Source organism: Kordia sp. SMS9, from assembly GCF_003352465.1.
Lineage (GTDB): Bacteria > Bacteroidota > Bacteroidia > Flavobacteriales > Flavobacteriaceae > Kordia.
Genome location: NZ_CP031153.1, coordinates 1,376,209 through 1,394,771 on the forward strand (window position 1 = coordinate 1,376,209; position 18,563 = coordinate 1,394,771).

The 18,563-nt window shown below is 36.3% G+C and carries 14 protein-coding genes; 2 read left to right on the plus strand and 12 right to left on the minus strand.

Annotated features, from left to right (window positions below):
* The 8 genes from KORDIASMS9_RS05975 to KORDIASMS9_RS06010 form a co-directional block, all read right to left on the minus strand.
* On the minus strand, window positions 1-2,913 hold the full coding sequence (locus KORDIASMS9_RS05975; protein ID WP_114901970.1) for an NHLP bacteriocin export ABC transporter permease/ATPase subunit: 2,913 nt from the start codon (window positions 2,911-2,913) through the stop codon (window positions 1-3).
* Between the two features lie 8 nt (window positions 2,914-2,921).
* Entirely contained in the window at window positions 2,922-5,120 is a 2,199-nt protein-coding gene (locus tag KORDIASMS9_RS05980) for an NHLP family bacteriocin export ABC transporter peptidase/permease/ATPase subunit (RefSeq protein WP_114901971.1), read from the minus strand.
* A gap of 12 nt (window positions 5,121-5,132) precedes the next feature.
* Complete coding sequence (locus tag KORDIASMS9_RS05985; protein WP_114901972.1) at window positions 5,133-6,398, minus strand: NHLP bacteriocin system secretion protein; 1,266 nt, start codon at window positions 6,396-6,398, stop codon at window positions 5,133-5,135.
* A 25-nt stretch (window positions 6,399-6,423) separates the two neighbouring features.
* Window positions 6,424-7,986: a TolC family protein gene (locus KORDIASMS9_RS05990; protein WP_114901973.1), complete on the minus strand. Its 1,563-nt coding sequence runs from the start codon at window positions 7,984-7,986 to the stop codon at window positions 6,424-6,426.
* Window positions 7,987-7,997: 11 nt separating this feature from the next.
* Entirely contained in the window at window positions 7,998-8,516 is a 519-nt protein-coding gene (locus KORDIASMS9_RS05995) for a cyclic nucleotide-binding domain-containing protein (protein WP_162819785.1), read from the minus strand.
* 202 nt (window positions 8,517-8,718) lie between these two features.
* Window positions 8,719-8,997 carry a hypothetical protein gene (locus KORDIASMS9_RS06000; RefSeq protein WP_162819786.1) on the minus strand — a complete coding sequence of 93 codons (279 nt, stop codon included), beginning with the start codon at window positions 8,995-8,997 and terminating at the stop codon, window positions 8,719-8,721.
* Window positions 8,998-9,172: 175 nt separating this feature from the next.
* Window positions 9,173-9,832 carry an AraC family transcriptional regulator gene (locus KORDIASMS9_RS06005; protein WP_114901976.1) on the minus strand — a complete coding sequence of 220 codons (660 nt, stop codon included), beginning with the start codon at window positions 9,830-9,832 and terminating at the stop codon, window positions 9,173-9,175.
* A gap of 12 nt (window positions 9,833-9,844) precedes the next feature.
* Window positions 9,845-10,522 carry a hypothetical protein gene (locus KORDIASMS9_RS06010; protein WP_114901977.1) on the minus strand — a complete coding sequence of 226 codons (678 nt, stop codon included), beginning with the start codon at window positions 10,520-10,522 and terminating at the stop codon, window positions 9,845-9,847.
* 140 nt (window positions 10,523-10,662) lie between these two features.
* Between KORDIASMS9_RS06010 and KORDIASMS9_RS06015 the strand changes: the two genes are divergently transcribed.
* Window positions 10,663-11,421, plus strand: coding sequence for a response regulator transcription factor (locus tag KORDIASMS9_RS06015; RefSeq protein ID WP_114901978.1), 759 nt, complete (start codon window positions 10,663-10,665; stop codon window positions 11,419-11,421).
* Here the strand turns inward: KORDIASMS9_RS06015 and KORDIASMS9_RS06020 are convergent, their stop codons facing one another.
* The 4 genes from KORDIASMS9_RS06020 to KORDIASMS9_RS06035 all read right to left on the minus strand — a co-directional run bounded on the left by KORDIASMS9_RS06020 (window position 11,422) and on the right by KORDIASMS9_RS06035 (window position 15,784).
* Window positions 11,422-12,177, minus strand: coding sequence for a ThiF family adenylyltransferase (locus KORDIASMS9_RS06020; RefSeq protein WP_114901979.1), 756 nt, complete (start codon window positions 12,175-12,177; stop codon window positions 11,422-11,424).
* A 794-nt stretch (window positions 12,178-12,971) separates the two neighbouring features.
* Complete coding sequence (locus tag KORDIASMS9_RS06025; protein WP_162819787.1) at window positions 12,972-14,135, minus strand: aspartyl protease family protein; 1,164 nt, start codon at window positions 14,133-14,135, stop codon at window positions 12,972-12,974.
* 13 nt (window positions 14,136-14,148) lie between these two features.
* Complete coding sequence (locus KORDIASMS9_RS06030) at window positions 14,149-14,817, minus strand: hypothetical protein (protein WP_114901981.1); 669 nt, start codon at window positions 14,815-14,817, stop codon at window positions 14,149-14,151.
* Window positions 14,818-14,920: 103 nt separating this feature from the next.
* Window positions 14,921-15,784, minus strand: coding sequence for a LytTR family DNA-binding domain-containing protein (locus KORDIASMS9_RS06035; RefSeq protein WP_114901982.1), 864 nt, complete (start codon window positions 15,782-15,784; stop codon window positions 14,921-14,923).
* 237 nt (window positions 15,785-16,021) lie between these two features.
* Between KORDIASMS9_RS06035 and KORDIASMS9_RS06040 the strand changes: the two genes are divergently transcribed.
* A complete protein-coding gene (locus KORDIASMS9_RS06040; RefSeq protein WP_114901983.1) occupies window positions 16,022-18,547 on the plus strand; it encodes a hypothetical protein in 2,526 nt (841 codons plus the stop codon).
* Window positions 18,548-18,563: the final 16 nt, after the last annotated feature.

Genomic DNA, 18,563 nt, shown 5'->3' on the forward strand with positions numbered 1-18,563 from the left:
CTAAGCGATTTGTCTTTTTGCTAAACTTGAGAATATGCCGCCTTGCTCCATTAATTCTTCATACGATCCGTGTTCTACAATGGTTCCTTTGTCCAATACATAAATACGATCGGCATTGCGAACCGTACTCAAACGATGTGCAATTACAATTCTGGTAGCTTGTAGTTTGTCTAAACTTTCGGAAACAATGTTTTGGGTTCTATTGTCTAACGCACTTGTTGCTTCGTCCATAAACAACAATCTTGGTTTGTGAACAATGGCGCGTGCAATCATTAAACGTTGACGCTGTCCTCCAGAAAAAGTGCCGGCGCCTTCACTGATCACAGTATGCATTTCCATCGGCATTTGCTTGATGTCTTCTTCCATTCCTGCCATACGTGCTGCTTCCCACGCATCGTCTAAGGTTAATTCAGAGTTTCCCACAATGTTTTGGTAGATCGTTCCCGACATCAAAGCTCCATTTTGAAGCACCACTCCAATTTGTCTTCGCACCAAATCCTTATTCATAGAATCGAACGCATCTCCATCATAATAAATAGATCCTGCTTCTGGCTCTTCAAATCCGAGTAATAAACGCATAATGGTAGATTTTCCAGATCCTGATGTGCCTACAAAAGCAACCATTTCTCCACGATTTATTTTGAAAGAAACATCGTTTAACACCAAGGGTTGTTCGGAGTGATATCTGAACGAAACTGCGTTCATTTCAATATCGCCAACTAATTCTCCTGGATCGGTACTTTGCGTTGAAGATTCAGGAATTTCTTCTAAGATGGGCTTTACACGTTCGTATAATGTAATGATGTTTAACGACGTAATTAAGGCCATGCTCATTTTTAAACAATCGCCTAAAAACTGATTGAACGCACTGATGAATGCCATAAATGCACCTACAGAAATCATGGTGCCAGCCACAGCGGCATTGCTAACGGCATAGTATATGAAAGCGAAGAAAAAGATGCTGGTAAATAACGGATACGAACCATTGAAGATTTCTACGAAGTTTTGATAGCTTCCTGAGGTAAATCCTAATTTTTTTAATCTTGAAAATTTAGTTGCCCATAGTGTGAATATTCTTTTTTCGCCACCTGTGACTCTAATTTTGCTAATTCCAGAAAGGAATTCAAATAGAAACCCTTGCAAATCACCTTGCACGTCCGAGATGTCACGATCGTGTTTTAATTTTAACCAACCAATAATTAGCATGAAGGTAATGGCAAGTACTGCCAATCCTACACCAATCCACGCCAAACTTGAATCGTAATAAAATAACAATCCTAAGTTGACAAATGAAAAGGCACCACTTAATACGGCAGTCATTACGGTACTGGATAATATTTGTCGAATACCGTTGATGCTTAACGCTCTGTTGGTTAAATCGCCCGCGGCATATTTTTTATAGAAGGTAACTGGCAATCGCAATAAATGGTCCATAACACCTGCTTGCATGTTGATACTTGATTTGGTTTCTACTCTAAGTAATAAAACGCCTTGTACCAATTGCAATCCTGCGGTTACAAAACCAAGAATTAACATGATGCCAAATACTTCAAAGTGCAATGATTTGTCGGCTGCGGGAATGACATCGTCAAACATAATTCCTGATAAGATAGGCACGAGCAACCCAATAATACTTCCTGAAAAGGCAGCTAATAATAAATATTTAGCATCTTTTTTGATGCCTTGCGCCGCAAAGTTTGCTATTTTTTTTACGGAAGTCATGGTGCCAGTAAACCCGTAGAAAAACATGTAGCAAATAGGTTCTAACTGTTCTGCAATTTCGTAATTTACTTTGTGTTCTTCACCCGTAGTTATATCTTTCAAAACATAGGAAGTTGGTGAACTTTGAATCAAAGCTACAGGTCTTTTGTCTTGTTTGTAGAACGCAAGTAAATGTCCATTTTCATCTTTCCACCACGTACCTCTTAGGATGATTTTTCGAACTCTCACTTTGGAAGCTTGCGCAATGGCATACAATTGGTTTTTGGTACTGTTTTTATACGACTCCATGTATTTTGGAGCTTCAAAATTGAATCCGACAGCATCTCCAATAGTTTTACAAGCGGCAAATAAGTTATTGTCTATATTTTTGTCTAGAGAAGACGAACCATTACCATCATCTTTTTTACCCATGACAATGGTTCGTAGTTGATTGAGCGTTTTGGTAAGATTGGAAGTTTCTGACTCAACTCTGTCTGCAATACGCAATTTTTCTTCTTCGATGCTTACTTCGTAATTTTTAATGAGTGTGGTGTGCAAATGATTTTGCAGGTCATTCAGTGCCAACATGAAGTCAATTTCATCTTTTAACGCTTCTCTAGTGCTGATGACTTTGACGCTTACGTTGTCTGAAGCAGCAGTTGCCCATAAAGCGTTTGAAACAGGAAAAGGATATTTAAATTCATCATTTGTTGTGACAATTTGATCGCTGGCATATTTTGTAATTTCGCCTTCTTCCAATAGACACCATACCAATCCTTTTGTAGGAAAGGCAATGGTTTCTTTTTTTAAGGTTGTTGTTTCATACGAAACTAAAGGCGTATATACTCTTGGTGAAATTACTTGTTGAATGATACTTGCCGTTTTTAGAATCCAATTCTCCATCATTTTTTTGAGAAAGAGATGATTTATTTCAAACAGCTTATTTTTATTGATGGCAACTAAAGAAGCACCTTTACTAACCACTAATAATTTGATATTTTTTTCTTCCTTTTTAGAAGGAACTAAGCTTAATAGCAATTCGCCCGATTTGGCACTGTATAAATAATTTAAGGCACTTACATACGTTCCATCTTCGTCAATATCAGCATAAAAAACATCGACTTCACCAGCGGTAATCATCCAAAAGCGATTGTATTCATTGAGAACCAATGATTGGTTTGCAGCTAATTTTATTTTTTCATTTTCAAACATAATCTCACTTATTTTGAATCGATTAACTTGGCGTATGTACCATTTTTACTTAATAATTCTGAATGCGTTCCTCGTTCTACAATTTTTCCAAATTCCATAACGATGATTTCATCACAATCCATAATGGTGCTCAATCTGTGGGCAACTATTAAACAGGTGCATCCACGTTTTTTGATGTTGTCCATGACTACTTTTTCCGATTTCGGATCTAAAGCACTTGTGGCTTCATCCATGATTAAGAACGTAGGATTTAGTGCGAGTGCTCTGGCAATTTCGAGTCGTTGTCGTTGTCCACCACTGAAGTTAGATCCGCGTTCCAATACTTCACTATCGTAGGCATTGGTTCTTGCAGCCACAGTATCGTGAATGGCAGCATCACGAGCAGACTGAATGATATGCTTTTCAGGAATTTTGGTGTCCCAAAAGGCGATGTTTTCTTGAATGGTTCCTTTAAACATTAACACTTCTTGGTCAATGACAGCAACGGATTGCGTAATGACGTGTCGCGGTAAATCTTCTCTAAGTTTTCCATCAAATCGAATTTCTCCGCTCCAAGGTTCGCAAAGTCCAGAAGCCAATCGTGCTACGGTTGATTTTCCACTACCAGAACCTCCAACAAGTGCTACTCTGCTTCCTGGTCGTAGGCGTAAGCTAAAATCTTCAATGAGTGCAGGCATGGTGGTATTGTAGCCAAAAGAGATGTTTTTCATTTCAAAATGTCCCGTAAGCTTGTTGAAACTTTCTGGGGAAACATTGTTCTTTTTGGCAGCATTTTCTTCGTTAAATTCCGTGGCAACTTCGTAGTTAAGTACATCATCAATGCGACTCATGTCGCCTTCCGTTTCTTGCAACATTCTACCCATGGTTACTAGCTGATTTACAGGTCCCATAAAGTTGTTCATCAAGTATAAAAAAGCGACTAACATACCAAGCGTCATTTGTCCATCCATTACGCGCATGGCACCAGTTCCTAGTACAATGGTGGTGGTTAACGACATTAATAATGGCGGGATGATGTTTAGACGCGTTGTCAACCAACCGAGTTCTTGTTGTGCATTCATTACTTTTGCCAAATAACCTGTCCACGTTGTGAAGAAGTCATTTTCTCGTCCAGATGCTTTTAGGGTTTCAATCATGCTGATTCCAGAAGTGGTTGTTCCTAATAACTTTCCGTTTTCATTCATGAATCTTCGGTTTCCGTCTTTTCGCGCTCTTGACACAAATTTTAGTGCTACAATATTGAGCGTTGCCATTCCTATTCCGATACAGGTCAATACGACATCATACGAAAACATCAGTAAGGCATAAAAAACAACGACAATTGCATTTAATGCGGAGGTTGCCAAGTCGCCACTGAGTAGTTTGGCTACTTTGTCATTTAAGGAAACTCTGTTCCCGATTTCCCCACTATAACGTTGGGTAAAAAAGGCGATAGGCAAGTGAAATACATGCCATAAAAACTTACTGGAAGTTGTGAGTGCTAATTTTGTTTCTAATCGTAATAAATAGTATTGTTGCAGATAGATGAGGAGCGAATTAATGATTAAAACGCCTCCCATGACCAGTAATAATGGCATGATAAATTCTGAAATACCGTTGACTAGATATTTGTCAATAAACATTTTTGTGAACGATGGAATGACGAGTCCAGGAATGACCAAGAATAAACTTGCCAAAATGATATAGGTAATGCTCATTTTAGAATTGGCAACTCTAGCAGCCAACGAACTCATGAGCCCTTTTTTCTCGTTTCCTTTTTCGAAGTTTTCACCTGGTTTAAAAGTCATGACTACGCCTGTAAAAGCATCGTCAAATTCTTGGTGACTTACATGATATCTACCTTGCGCAGGATCACTCAAGAATACTTTGTTTTTTGTAAATCCTTCAATGACTAAGAAGTGATTGAAATTCCAGAAGATGATGGCAGGCATTTTTACCTCTTTTAGTTTTTCAATGGATTTTGCGTATCCTTTAGCTTCTAATCCGTATTGTCGTGCCGCTTTCAATAAGTTGGATGCTTTGAGTCCATCTCTAGATACACCGCAGGAAATTCTCAATTTTTCTAAGGGAACAAATTTTCCGTAATATCCAAGAATAATGCTCAATGCAGCAGCACCACACTCTACAGCTTCCATTTGTAACACCGTAGGTGTTTTTACTGGACGAGGCAGTTTTTTTTTGATTGGTTTGGTCGTTTTTTTGCTCATGATTCCTAGCGATTAGTATAGATCAAAGAATTTTTTTAGTGCCGGAACGACCACTGCGACAGGCGGTTCGGATTTTACGGTAATTTTCCCCATACAGGATGTTCCTTCGTTGATGGCAATTTCAGGTCCTGTAGCGGAAGTCCATTTGAAACCGCTGTATGAATTTGCATCTTTTTCAAATTCTACATATACTTCAAAGAGTGCGCCTCTGGATAATAATCCGGATACTAATTGATCGTTTTTCACCGTCATCATCATTCCTTTTTGTGTAATAGGAAAGTCAGAAACGTAGGTTACTTTTCCTTTTATAAATCCGTATTCTTGTGGTTGCACTGTTGATGGAACTACTAATGCTTCCATGCCTTCTTTGATTTTTTTACCATCTTGCGAAGGAATATATAATACACCTCTAAGTTTATCATCGCCCGCAATGCTACTTTGATTTTTTAGTTTGAATAATGGTGTTCCTTGTCGTACCACAATTCCAGCTTCTGTCAATACTTCAACTACTTCGCCTGTATACGAGCTTCTGATATTTGTTTGAATGTCATAACGTTCTTTTAAATGTTCCAAACGTCTTTCAGCTTCAGAAATACGTTGTTTGCTAACGTTGATTTTTTGTTGCAAGTCGAACCCAATATTTAGTTTTTGACTTGAGGTTTGCACCAATTGACTTTTTAAGCGTTCAATGGAGTTTTTGGCAGCATCAATTTGTTGTTTGGTGTTCATTAATTGCGTGTTGGTAATGAGTCCTTTTTTTAACAATCCTTCTTCCGTAGCCAACTGCGTTCTTAGGAAACCTAAGTTTTTGTTTTCAGATTGTATTTGTAGTTCAATACTGACACGTTGTTGTTGAATGAGTTCGCCTTGCAAACGCGTATCTTGATTTCCGAAAGAAAGCAAACGTTGCAAATCGTATTCGCGTTCTTTTAAGGAAGCTTTTACTTCTTCAATTTGTTGAAATAATTCGGGTTGTTCAATGGAAGCTACAATTTCACCTTCTTGTACAGCATCGCCAATATTGACATTTAAGTTGATCAATTGTCCTTGTGAGGTAGCGACTACTTCATGAATTTCTCCACCAAGCAAAACGCCCACTACATTGAGTTTGGTTTTGATACTGCCCATAAAAGACCAAGTAATTCCTGTACCTAACACTATTGCGATAGTGAGTAAGGCAATCCATCCTTTAGGACTTGTAACTTTTATAAGCTGATCTAATTTTTCGGGTGTAGATAACTTTTCTAATGCTGCTTTTCTGAAAAATCCTGCTGCCATGATCGTATGTTTTTTTTATTTATATTTAGTTGGGTATCGTAAAGAATAGATCTTTGTTGATACTACTATTTTGATTTTTGTTTGCTACTAAAGTTCCAGTTTCAAATCGGAGGTTTACAATAGCATTTGCAAATTCCTGTTGTGCGCGTAAGTATTCTATTTGTGCAAATGTTAATCGCTCTTGAAATTGTATGAGATTTAATAAAATGGTCATTCCATTTTTGAATTTTTCTTGCTCATTGTCAAATACTTGTTCGTTAAATTCGAGGGCTTCTTTTGCTTTTTCCAACACTTGTACGCTGTTTTCTAAATTGTTAAGCGCAATAGACACATTTAGGTCTATATTTCGTTGTAAGTTTGTGGTGGTAATTTCTTGATCTTTGAAAGCAATTTCGTTCTGAATAAAGTTTCCTTTTGCAAGATTGTTGTTTAGTGGAAATGAAAAACTCAACCGAACACCATAACCAAAATTTCTTCCTTCATTTCTGGAAAAAGCTGCCAATGCTCTGTCAATGCCGTTTCCCATATTCATGCCGCCATAGTTGACAAATCCTGTAAGGTCTAGTTGAGGTCGTTTGTTATTTTCTGTAAATTGTAACTGGAGTTCTATGGCTTCCAGTGTTTGTTTTGCGGCTTCAATATCTGCTCTATTGCTTTGCGCGATTTGTAAAAATGTAGTTTCATTTAATCCTTTTGCATAGCCTGATGCTTCAATGGAAGGAAATTCATCGAGTGGATTTCCGAGTTGTTTGCTGGTTTCTTCGCTGAGTCCAACAACACGACCTAAGTTTAATTTGGCGGCGTATAATATTTGTTCTGCAACTCTGGTTTGCCGTTCTTGATTAGCCAAATCTGCCTTTACCTGGGCTAAATCTCCAGCAGGTCTTTTATCAGCCTTTACAAGTTCTTCAGTGATTTCTAACACACGTCTTACTCTGGCTTCATTTTCGTTAAAAATTTCTAAGCTTTTATACGCGGATACATATTGCCAGTACGCCGTACTCATTTGAAACAGTTCAAATGAATTTGCAAAATTTGCATTGTTATCGGCACTTTCTATATCTAATTTTGAGGCTTCTTCTAATGCTGTGGCAATGCTTCTTCCTCTGCCTCTCAATAACGGCTGCGTTAACGAGAAGGTACTTGAAACCGTATGATTGTCAATAAAAGCACCTACATTTTGGTTGAACGTATTGATTGGGAAATTGTCCGTAGCCAATGTATAATCTACCGATAACGCGGCGGTAAGACTGGAACGAAATGTTTTTTGCAAACCAACAGAAACGCCTGCGCCTCTTGAATCCAGCGGATCATTGAAGAAACTATTTCTTGGATCTGCTGTAAAAAGATTAAATTCATCACGATTCCAGGAAATGCCCGAAGTCAATTGATAGTCAAAAATACTTTTTTGCACCAAAAAACCACCTTCAGCACTTGAAATGGTTAATATATTTTGCTTTACGATGGGACTTTCCGCTAAGGTAATCTGCGATAGTTTTACCAAATTTACAGGTGTAGTGCTTTGGCTGAACATTTGGAAAGTTGCCAACAGTACTATCAATTGTATATAAAAGGCTTTTTTTGTCATTACGATGGGATTTATACTTCTGAAAATTTTTGAAGTATTTGCCCAAATCGAGAACCTGCCTGAGAAATACCGTCTAATACATTTTCGTCGATAACGTCAACTTCATCAGGGTTTCCATATCCTAATTGGCTTGTTGTTTTACGCAATCTGTTTGATAAGAATAGTGAGATAGCGTAGTAAAAGTTGGCTCTGAACTCTAAATTTGTTGCCAATCGGCTATTCATTAATTCTCTGGAAATACAATATACAGTGGTAGGTTGTGTTGCAATTACAGAAACGGATGGTGGTCTGGATTCTAAGAAAGACATTTCGCCCACAATTTCTCCGGCTCCAATAAGCGCAATATGTTTTTCACTGGAACCGTCATTAATTGACAATTCGCCCGATAATACAATATAAAGGTTCTCAATAGTTTTTCCTTTGCGAATTAATCGGTCTCCTGTTTCTAAAGACGCTTTATTTCCATTGTTAATCATCCATTCAATATCCAAATCATTTAGATGTCCTAATAAAAAGAGTACACGTTTCATTTCCTTTTGTATTAAAGTTAGTGACGCTAAGGTATATTTTGATACCATTGTAAAACTGACAAATACGCAGAAGAATATGACATTTATAGTAAGATAAGTACAAAGAATTCTGAAATTAGATTGCTTTTATAGATTCAAGAAATTAGTGTACGCGTATATATAATGTTAAAAATTCAGTTGCGACAGGTCAAAAGAAGCATGACTATTTTTCGAATAAATTCTGAATTTCCTTTTTAACACCTCTATACAAATAATACCAAGACGTTGCTTTTGTATGGTTTCCTGCGCCTGTAACCGTATCTAGCTGATCTTCATTCAAATCAGTATCATCTGTATGTACAGGTTTTGCAGGAATATTTAAATAAATATGATCAGGATTTGTTTGATCTTCTACAATTAATACCTTTCCATTAGGCAATGCACCGTTCTTTCCTGTAAAACTATTGAGCGTTTGTATAGGATTTTTGACTAATTTTCTCAAAAAAACCTTATCTCTCCAAGCTTTCTTGTAGATGCTTTTTAGGAAAAAATTTGCTTTATCTTGCTTTGCGTGTTCCATTATTGGTAGTAATCTGTAGCAAAAGTACAGGCAAAAGCTCATGTGAAACTGCCAAAAATACTGTTAGATACCAGCGGCTGCTATAAATTTTGGCCATTTACAGCTTCCGTTCTCTCAGCAGTTCTTTTGGAAATGCTCCATATTGCTGACAGAATAGTTTTGAAAAATAATGTGTATCGTAATAGCCAACAGCATACGAAATTTGAGAAATGGTATCGTACATATAATCGTCTATAAACTGTTTTGCTTTGTGCAAACGCAAGATTCTAATGTACTTATTGGGCGTTAAATGCAGTAAACTTTTAATCTTACGATGCAATTGTCGCTCGCTTACTGCCATTTTATACGACAAATCGTAGAGGTTTAAGTCTTTGTGTTTAATGTTTTTATACACTTCACTCTCCATTTCAATCAACCAAGAAGTATCTTGTTTTGAAATTTTATTCGGATTAATCTCTTGTTTACACATAGATTTTACACGTTCATTTCCGTGATAAATTTCATAAATGATGGGAAGCTTTTCTACAGGTTTGTTGTTATTTGCCAACTTGACAACCTCTTCAATTAAACTAGCAATCTCTTGACTGCTAGTAAAAATAACTTCGTTCGTATCATTCTTTTCCATTGAAGTACCAACATTGGTCAATCGTTTGTTGGCTTCCATTAAAGAAGCCAAAGGCACTTTCATTTCCTTCACAAGTTGCATTAAAACATCGGAAGAGTTTGTTCCTATAGTATTCTTGCTTTCTAAATTCATATCAGTAGATATTTATGCGCTAAATGACATTGTGTTATTTCCATTACTTAGTGCCTTGATGTAGGCAGCGTTAATTCGCTCATTTAAGATTTCAGCAGCTAAGTGCTTATTCTTATTGTAAAATTCAATCAATCCGTCATAGCTCATTGCTACAGGAATCGTTTCAGAACCAAGATAATTCAGCGGTTTTCCAATAACCTTTGTTTTGATGCCCATGAGGTTGAGCACTCGCAACAGTTTACTATCACATTCAGCAAAAGCGATATTGTGTTCGTGTTGACAAACAGGAGTAATAGCGCAAATCATCAATTGTTTAAAAAGGTTGAGGTTGGTGATGTCTTTGCGAATTGCGAAACGTCCTATGTGGTATATTTCATTGATGTTTGGTGTAGTAATGGCAAGGAGAGGATTAATGCCAAAAATCTTTTGTAGAGGGAGTGTGTCAATAAAATTCCATTTCAATACTCTAATAGAGCCAAAAATAGCTCCAGAATAATCCTTGCTTACAAAAACTTCTGAATTTTCGTAATACTTTAGTTCTTCTTTTTGAATAGAAATGACATCCTTTTTGTAATTTTGTGGAAGTTTTCCATCCGTATGATATTTAAAGTTTTCCGCTACAACGAATTCTGCTAAATCATACATTTGATGAGGTTTCAATTTTTCTAAATAGTTTTGTGTAAGTATCATGTCGATTGGTTTTATTCAAAATTATCCATGAATCGAGCGACTTTCATTACACAAAAAGGTAGTAGATGCAATACCTCTAAAAAACCACACAAAAGGGTAGGTTTTAAAAAAATAGGTATATTTGTAGCAAAAAGGAAACCTTGGCAAAAATTGATGACTTTTTCTCTGGCAGAAATACTGTGAATGATATTTCTAATACAGAAAGAGAACAAACCGCGAATTACTTAGTACCAATTGAAGCTTTTGCAAGGACAACTTACAAAAGTATTTACGTCATTGACTATCAGGAAAAAGGATTTGAATATGTATCAGATAATCCTTTATTTTTGTGTGGACATACGTCAGAGGAAGTAAAAGAAATGGGATATGCATTTTACTTCAAATACGTAATTGAACCCGATTTAAAACTATTGCTCAAAATAAACACAGTAGGGTTTGACTTTTATGAAACCATTCCCTTAGAAGAGCGTAAAAATTATACCATCTCTTACGATTATCACCTTAAAACTCAAGAAGGCAAAAAGATTCTCATCAATCAGAAACTTACACCTTTATTTCTTACAGGTGATGGAAAAATATGGAAAGCCATCTGTATCATTTCACTCTCCGCAGAAGAAAAATCTGGAAATATTAAAATTCATAAAAAAGGAGATAATAAGTTGTTTAGTTACGATTTAGAAGGAGAATTTTGGAAAGAAAGGGAAGTCATAAAACTAACGAGCAGAGAGCGAGAAATTCTACAATATTCTACTAGAGGATATACCATTAATGAAGTAGCAGAAGCTATTTTTGTTTCTCCTGATACTGTTAAGTTTCACAGAAAAAAACTATTCGAAAAACTGGATGTAGCCAACATTTCAGAAGCCATTGCATACGCAACAAACAACAAACTCATCTAGTTATCCGTTCATAAGGGTAGACAAATAAAACTCTGGAAACTTCTTAATTTTATTGCCAGTAGCAATATTAAACAACAAATGTGCACACATAGAGGCAACGGTCCATGAAGCAATGGATAATTGTGGTGGCGGAAGTTGTGCAACCTCACGTTTATACTTTTCTATAATTTCGTCAATCCATATATGTGGAGTACGCCAAAATTTTAGATAACTGGAAGCATACTCTACCATGGTAACTTCGTTGAATTTCGTGTCTTCTTTGGCTATAGAACTCAAGGACAATCCGTCAGGTGTAATGACAGTCACCAATCCTCCCCAACCCAAATTATACGGATGCAACACAGGAATATCATTGTCTTGACAAATGCTATCAAACACTAAAGGAACATCTGAGGAGAAATCCAATGCATTAATGGCAATCTTATGTCCTAAAACATATTCTTCAACATTTTCGGTAGTCAAAAAACAATTATGGGTTGTAATCTTAGCATTTTCATTAATTGACAACAAACGATTCTTAATGGCATCAACCTTATGTATTCCAACATCGTGACTGGTATAGTTTTGCCGATTTAGATTTGAAGTTTCTACCACATCACCATCAATAATGGTAATATGCTCAAAACCTAGCCGCAATGCACATTCTGCAATTACACTTCCAATGCCTGAGCCACCCAAAATAATGGGACAATTCTTTATAGTTTCTTGTTCGTTTTCTGTGAGGTAAATTCTATTCCTACTATACCTTGATTCCATTTACAATTGTTTATCCCAAAAATAATGAGCAATTAGCAGCAATGCCTTACTCAAAAGGGTAGTTTTACTTCTTATAAGCTTGTTTTTAATTTCCCTTAAAATTAATTTTTGGATCTAAAAGTCAACCTTAGGTAAAAAATTCCCCCTTTAAGTTGAGTATATTAAATCATTAAGTAGGTATGATTTCAAAAATAGTAAAATACCTACAATTACTATAATTTTTTATAAAAAAAATTTCTTAAAAAAGTTGATTTTTTTTAAAACGAACAGTACAAAATTTTAACAAGTAGTAAGCTTAAAAGTGCACCTATCTGATTAAAAGAAGTTTATGGAATTCTTTGGGCGTTTCCATACTAGCGCATTTCAAGTGCCTCAATGTGCTAGTATGGTTAGGCTATCCGCGTTACACAATAACTTGCTCCTATCCTTAACGCGAAATAGCATCTTGTTATGCTGAGCCAAGTCAAAACAACATTCTCAAAAACCTTACAAAGACACAGGATGAGCATCGCTGCAAATAACATTATACCAATTCTACTATAATCTTAATTCTAATACATCGCAGATTATTGTAGAATTGGTATTGTATCCTAAAACCGATCCAAGTTGATCTTCACACTCTAACATATAGACAACTGCACAAATAATAAAATAGTGTTGTTTATCAAGTTGCCGCGTACAAAAACGGGCAAATTTTCAGCTTTTGGTTCCACATAAAAAGTCTTTTGCTTTTTATGCGATTGCAAACTGAGTGATAGTGATCAGTAAAAGGCTTAAAATAAATACTGTCTTTTTCATTTTTTTGATAAATAGAGAGGAATGATTTTTTGATCTTGAGTTGTGATAAAAAGTGTGTCTTGATGCAATAGTTTTGAAATGTTCAAAAAATAATCACAATGAGAAGTAAAGAGCGCTTTTGGTGCAAATCCGTTAATAGCTTTCAGTGTATCGCCCAGCTGTAACTTTGAATTTGGAACAGTTCTATTTACAATCCAAAGGGAATCGCTCAGAATGCCAGGAATGAACTTGTGTTCTTTGGAAATTGCTACCTTTTCTAACGGTTGCAGGATGATTTTTTGGTGATCATAATCCAAATAAATTGTAAAATGTTCCAAAAAATCAGTTCCCAACAACGCTTTATGTAGCGAAGAAAATTGCACTGGAATTTCCGTGTGGAAATCGCCCAGTTGCACCTTTAATTTTTTAACGATTAATGTATCGCGATTGCTTCCAAAAATTCCTGAAGTCGATTGATCAAAAAAGAACTCCGACGCTACATTTGGAAACTGTGAAACATAGTTCTCAGGAATGACCAATCCGCCATTAAAACCTACATCGAACAGCACATTTTTAATTAGTTTTCCATTCACTTCAATGTCAATTTTCGGAATCCCAGATCTAAAAGAAGTTCTAAAATCCAACCTGTGATAGCGTGTATTTTCTGGCGGAAACAAAGTATTTTTGGAAGCTGTTAAAAGCTGTTTTTGAAAATCAATCTTCCAATTTGCCAATTTGATAAGATTGGCACCAATAATGCCATCTGGAGCTACACACGGACTGTACGATTTGGCATCATATTTTAGTTTTCCTGCGGAAATTCCGTAAAAAACCACATCGTCAAACAAAATAGAATCTACAACGGTAGTTTCAATCGTGCGTCGAATGCCTTGCGCAGTTCCATTAGATCGTCTGGATTTTGTGAGCAATTGTAAGTGTTCTGCCAGCGAATATTCTACTTTGCTTTGAAAAGCACCTGTGTCAAAAATAAAGCGATTTTTAGTAGTTTTTTGCTGCAAATTTGCTTCGACAACCATCAACCCTTTTACATAATCAAACGGAATTTGGTGGGTGTTTTGATCCGCTGAAATTGCTGTGTCCGACCGTAATTGTTGATACGCACTGCAACTCACGAATACGAGAATCATCCCGAAAAGGGAATACTTATAAAATGGGTGCATACAATGGAGTGTTTTATCGTTGAAATGATTTTTCTACCTTTTTTTGCCAAAAAATCAACAATGGAACTCCAATTAATGAAGGCAGCGCAAATGCCAAAAACGGATTCATCAAGTCGAAACGTGTCACCATTGTGGATAAAAATGCCGTGAAAGTCGCAATATAGCCGCCCATCATATTCCCAATATGCGCCATATACCAATGATAGGCTTCTTTTGGGCGAATGACAAACGGTTTCAAATTGGCATACGAAATTGCCAAACCGCCAATGCCAAAACCTACGGTGAGCAACGCACCGCCTGTGGAAACTATATCGAAAAGGAAATAATACAATCCCAAGCCTAAAAAGACAGCATTTGCCAAGGTATTTAGGATTCCAGCAAACCAATCGTACCATTTGGGCGATTGTGTTTTGTGTAATTTTTTCAGTTTCAAACTGCGCACACCGCAAAACACACTGTAATAACTTAGAAACGCGATTAAAAACAGAAAGCGATTCATTTTATACCCTGCAATGACGATTCCCGTAATAAAAACGGCAGTCATCGCGTAAAAATAGATTTTTCCCGATTGGCGATGCCACATTTTTCCCTTCGCACTAAAAATAGCAATGGCTCCAGAAATTAATGAAATCGTGCCGACAAAAATGTGCAAATACAACGTATATTGAATAACTTTTTCCATCTGTTTTATTTTTTTGATGGAACAAATCTGCAAATAAAACCTTGGAAATGTCTTTTATATAAAGGCTTTGGTGTATTTGGGACGTATTTGGGAAGAATGGTCTTTACAACACTTGAAGATACTCAGAAATTTGACTGGCTTTGCTGCGCGATACAGGAATTTTAAAGGCAATTCCACGCAAACTCAACTCTAAATTTCGCGCATTTCCTTCAATTTGTACAATGTAATTTCCATTGATAAGGAAGCGATTGTGACATCTAAAAAAAGTCGTTATTGGCAACTGTGCTTCCAAACTTTTCAGTCGATTTCGGATGAGTTTTTTATGTACGGTTGTATCTATCTCATAAAAAACTTCTACATAATTTCCGTCGGATTGCAAGCAGATAATTTCAGAAGCAAATACTTGCAATTCCACCTTTCCGTTTTCGGCTTTGAGTTGTAATTGTTGGTTTGAAACCGTTTTTGTTTGCAATTTTTGATTTTCCGCTTTTAGCGATTGTGTCAACTGTTGCGCGTAAGTAAATTGTATTTTTTGTTGACGATATTGTTCAAATAAGACTAAAATTACTATCGGAAAAAAGCTGATACACAATGAAATAAACGTCGTTTTTGCAAACACTTCCCAAGCAGATTGATTGGCGCCGTACAAAGTGAAAATCCCTAAAAAAACGCCCAAAATAATCAGCAAAACCACGATGAGAAATAGCAAAATTTCGCGTCCAACAGTCCAACGATCTTCTTGTGTAAACGTTGGAAATAGCTTTTGGAGCAATTTTACCGTTAAAAAGATAATCATGGAGACAAAAACACCAATACAAAGCGCGTACAGACTTCGTGATGTGAGTTCCAATTCTTTAAAATCGAGCGGTGCTAATAACAAAATGATCAAAAAACTCGCTGCGCCAGGAATGACAACGCTGTATGCGTTAAAAATAAATGGATGTGGTTTTTTTAGAAATTGAAACATGATTCGGTAAAGTTAGAAAATCGAGTGATTTTTTGGAATAAAAAAGAGTTTTGAGTTGAAAACTGTTGCTTCAAAAAAGCACTCTTTTTTATTTTCAAGAATTTCTAACGGTGAAAAACCCCAAAAAACGCGAGTTTATCACAGATTTTATCGAATTTTTCAAAAAGAAATGTATTTTTACCTTTCTGTATACTAAATACTTCAAATTTTAGTTTTACAATTACTAAATAGATCACCTTGAAAAAAACACTTTATATATCGGTAACGCTATCAGTATTAGGCATTTTGCTCTTTAGCTGCTCTACCAGAAAAGATTCATTCATCAACAGAAATTGGCATTCTGTCACCACCAAATACAATGTAATGTTCAATGGAAAAGTGGCTCTTGAAGAAGGACGCACTGCTTTGATGAACGCGTACATTGATAATTATTGGGAAATTCTTCCGATAGAACGCATGGAAATTTTGGACGATGTAACGCTTCCTGGACAAGGAGGAAAAAACCCAAATTTTAAAAGAGCAGAAGAAAAAGCCGTAAAAGCCATTCAGAAGCATTCGATGGATATCAAAGGACGTCAGCGAAATCCGCAAATGGACGAAGCCTATTTATTGTTAGGACAAGCGCGCTATTTTGATCAGCGATTTATTCCTGCATTAGAAGCCTTCAATTATACCATTGGTGAATATCCAGATAGCGATAAAATCAATTTGGCGAAAATTTGGCGCGAAAAAACACATTTGCGTTTGGAAAATGAAGAGTTTGCTATTGCCAATTTGAAACGCTTGCTAAAGTTTGAAGAATTGGAAGATCAAGAATATGCAGATGCCAATGCCGTGTTAGGTCAGGCATACATCAACCTCAAACATAAAGACAGCGCAGTTCAAGTACTAAAACGTGCGGCGGCGGCTACGGAAATTCGTGAAGAGCAAGGTCGTTTCAATTATATTATTGGACAGTTATTTAATGAATTGGGCTATAAAGACAGTGCCAATATTGCCTTTGACAAAGTGATTGCTTTAAACAGGAAATCGCCACGTGTGTATATGATCAACGCGAAAATTCAAAAAATAAAAAATGTTGATTTAGATACGATCAATAAAGAAGAATTTTTAGAAAAGTTAACAGATTTAGCGGAAGATCGTGAAAACCGACCGTTTTTAGATAAAATTTACCGTCAATTAGCAGAATATCATCTAGCACAAGATTCGCTAGAATTGGCAGAAGAATATTTCAATAAATCGCTTCGCAAAGTACGAACAGACAAATTTTTAAAAGCATTGGATTACGAAAGTATTGCTGCGTTACGTTTTGACGAAGCCCTGTATAAAGATGCAGGAAAATATTACGACAGTACCTTGCGTAATTTAGAAAAGAACACGCGAAAATTTAGACGAATTGAAAAGAAAAGAGCCAATTTGGAAGATGTAATTGCGTATGAAGATGTTGCCAAGGCAAATGACAGTATTTTGCAATTGGTCAATTTCTCGGATGAGGAACGCACCGCGTATTTTCAAGAATATATTGACAAATTGAAAGCGGAAGAAGAAGCCGCAAAAGCACTTGAAGAGCAAAAACAAGCCATTGCTGATAACGAATTTGCTTCTAGTAGAGGAAAAGATAGTAGAGGCGGCGGTAGTGACGAATTTTACTTTTACAATCAAACGACGGTAGCGTATGGAAAAAACGAATTCCGTAAAAAATGGGGCGATCGTGCCTTGGAAGATAATTGGCGTTTGTCTGATAAAGGTGTCATTGCCAAAACCAGTGCTGAATCTGCCGTAACAGAAACGAAAGATACTGGAACAAAAGATATATATTCTGTGGCTTTTTATACTGATAAAATTCCAACCGACGAAAAAATTCTTGACAGCATAGGCAAAGAACGCAACTTTGCATATTATCAATTAGGCTTAATTTACAAGGAAAAATTTAAAGAATACGAATTGGCGGCAAACCGTTTGGAGCAATTATTACAGAACAATCCTGAAGAAAAACTTGTGCTGCCATCAAAGTACAATTTGTATAAAATTTATGTGCTTTTAGAGCAACCAACAAAAGCCGATCAGTGGAAAAACGACATTCTAACGAATCACGGCAGTACGCGTTATGCGCAAATTCTTCGCAATCCGCAAGATGTCATCGCGTCTGATGAAAACAGTCCTGAAAGTTTGTATGCCAAAACCTATAAAAAGTTTACCACACAAGATTTTGAAGCCGCATTGAATGATGCCGAAACATACATCCGACAATTTACAGGCGAACCGATAGTGCCTAAATTTGAAATGCTCAAAGCAATCATTACAGCTCGATTAGATGGTTTTAACGCCTATAAAGATGCGTTGAATTATGTAGCACTGAACTATCCGAATGACGATGAAGGAAAACGCGCGCAGGAAATTTTAAAATCTTCTTTGCCAAAAATAGCCAACAAAGCGGTAGTAAATGATGACAAATCTACCAGTTTTAAAATCATTTATGCATTTCAAAAAAATGACACAGAAGCGATGGAAGCGTTGGAAAAAACCATCAATCAAATGATTGAAGATAAAGGATACAATTCGCTTTCAATTTCGCGTGATGTATACGATAGAAGCCAACAATTTGTAGTGGTTCATGGGTTTAAAACCAAATTAGCGGCCATTACCGTAGAAGATTTATTGGAAACAGAAGAATTGTATTTAGTAGAAAAGGAAAACACAATTGTATCTGCGGAAAACTATCAAACCATTCAAATTCATAAAAACATAGAAGAAATCAAATAATACCCCAAATTAGAAC

What these genes read in the sequence shown, in the direction of transcription:
- KORDIASMS9_RS05975 (WP_114901970.1), bottom strand. Translation starts at nt 2,913, where the DNA reads ATGTTTGAAAATGAAAAAATAAAATTAGCTGCAAACCAATCATTGGTT.
- KORDIASMS9_RS05980 (WP_114901971.1), bottom strand. Translation starts at nt 5,120, where the DNA reads ATGAGCAAAAAAACGACCAAACCAATCAAAAAAAAACTGCCTCGTCCA.
- KORDIASMS9_RS05990 (WP_114901973.1), bottom strand. Translation starts at nt 7,986, where the DNA reads ATGACAAAAAAAGCCTTTTATATACAATTGATAGTACTGTTGGCAACT.
- KORDIASMS9_RS05985 (WP_114901972.1), bottom strand. Translation starts at nt 6,398, where the DNA reads ATGGCAGCAGGATTTTTCAGAAAAGCAGCATTAGAAAAGTTATCTACA.
- KORDIASMS9_RS06020 (WP_114901979.1), bottom strand. Translation starts at nt 12,177, where the DNA reads ATGGAATCAAGGTATAGTAGGAATAGAATTTACCTCACAGAAAACGAA.
- KORDIASMS9_RS06010 (WP_114901977.1), bottom strand. Translation starts at nt 10,522, where the DNA reads ATGATACTTACACAAAACTATTTAGAAAAATTGAAACCTCATCAAATG.
- KORDIASMS9_RS06030 (WP_114901981.1), bottom strand. Translation starts at nt 14,817, where the DNA reads ATGGAAAAAGTTATTCAATATACGTTGTATTTGCACATTTTTGTCGGC.
- KORDIASMS9_RS06005 (WP_114901976.1), bottom strand. Translation starts at nt 9,832, where the DNA reads ATGAATTTAGAAAGCAAGAATACTATAGGAACAAACTCTTCCGATGTT.
- KORDIASMS9_RS06025 (WP_162819787.1), bottom strand. Translation starts at nt 14,135, where the DNA reads ATGCACCCATTTTATAAGTATTCCCTTTTCGGGATGATTCTCGTATTC.
- KORDIASMS9_RS06035 (WP_114901982.1), bottom strand. Translation starts at nt 15,784, where the DNA reads ATGTTTCAATTTCTAAAAAAACCACATCCATTTATTTTTAACGCATAC.
- KORDIASMS9_RS05995 (WP_162819785.1), bottom strand. Translation starts at nt 8,516, where the DNA reads ATGAAACGTGTACTCTTTTTATTAGGACATCTAAATGATTTGGATATT.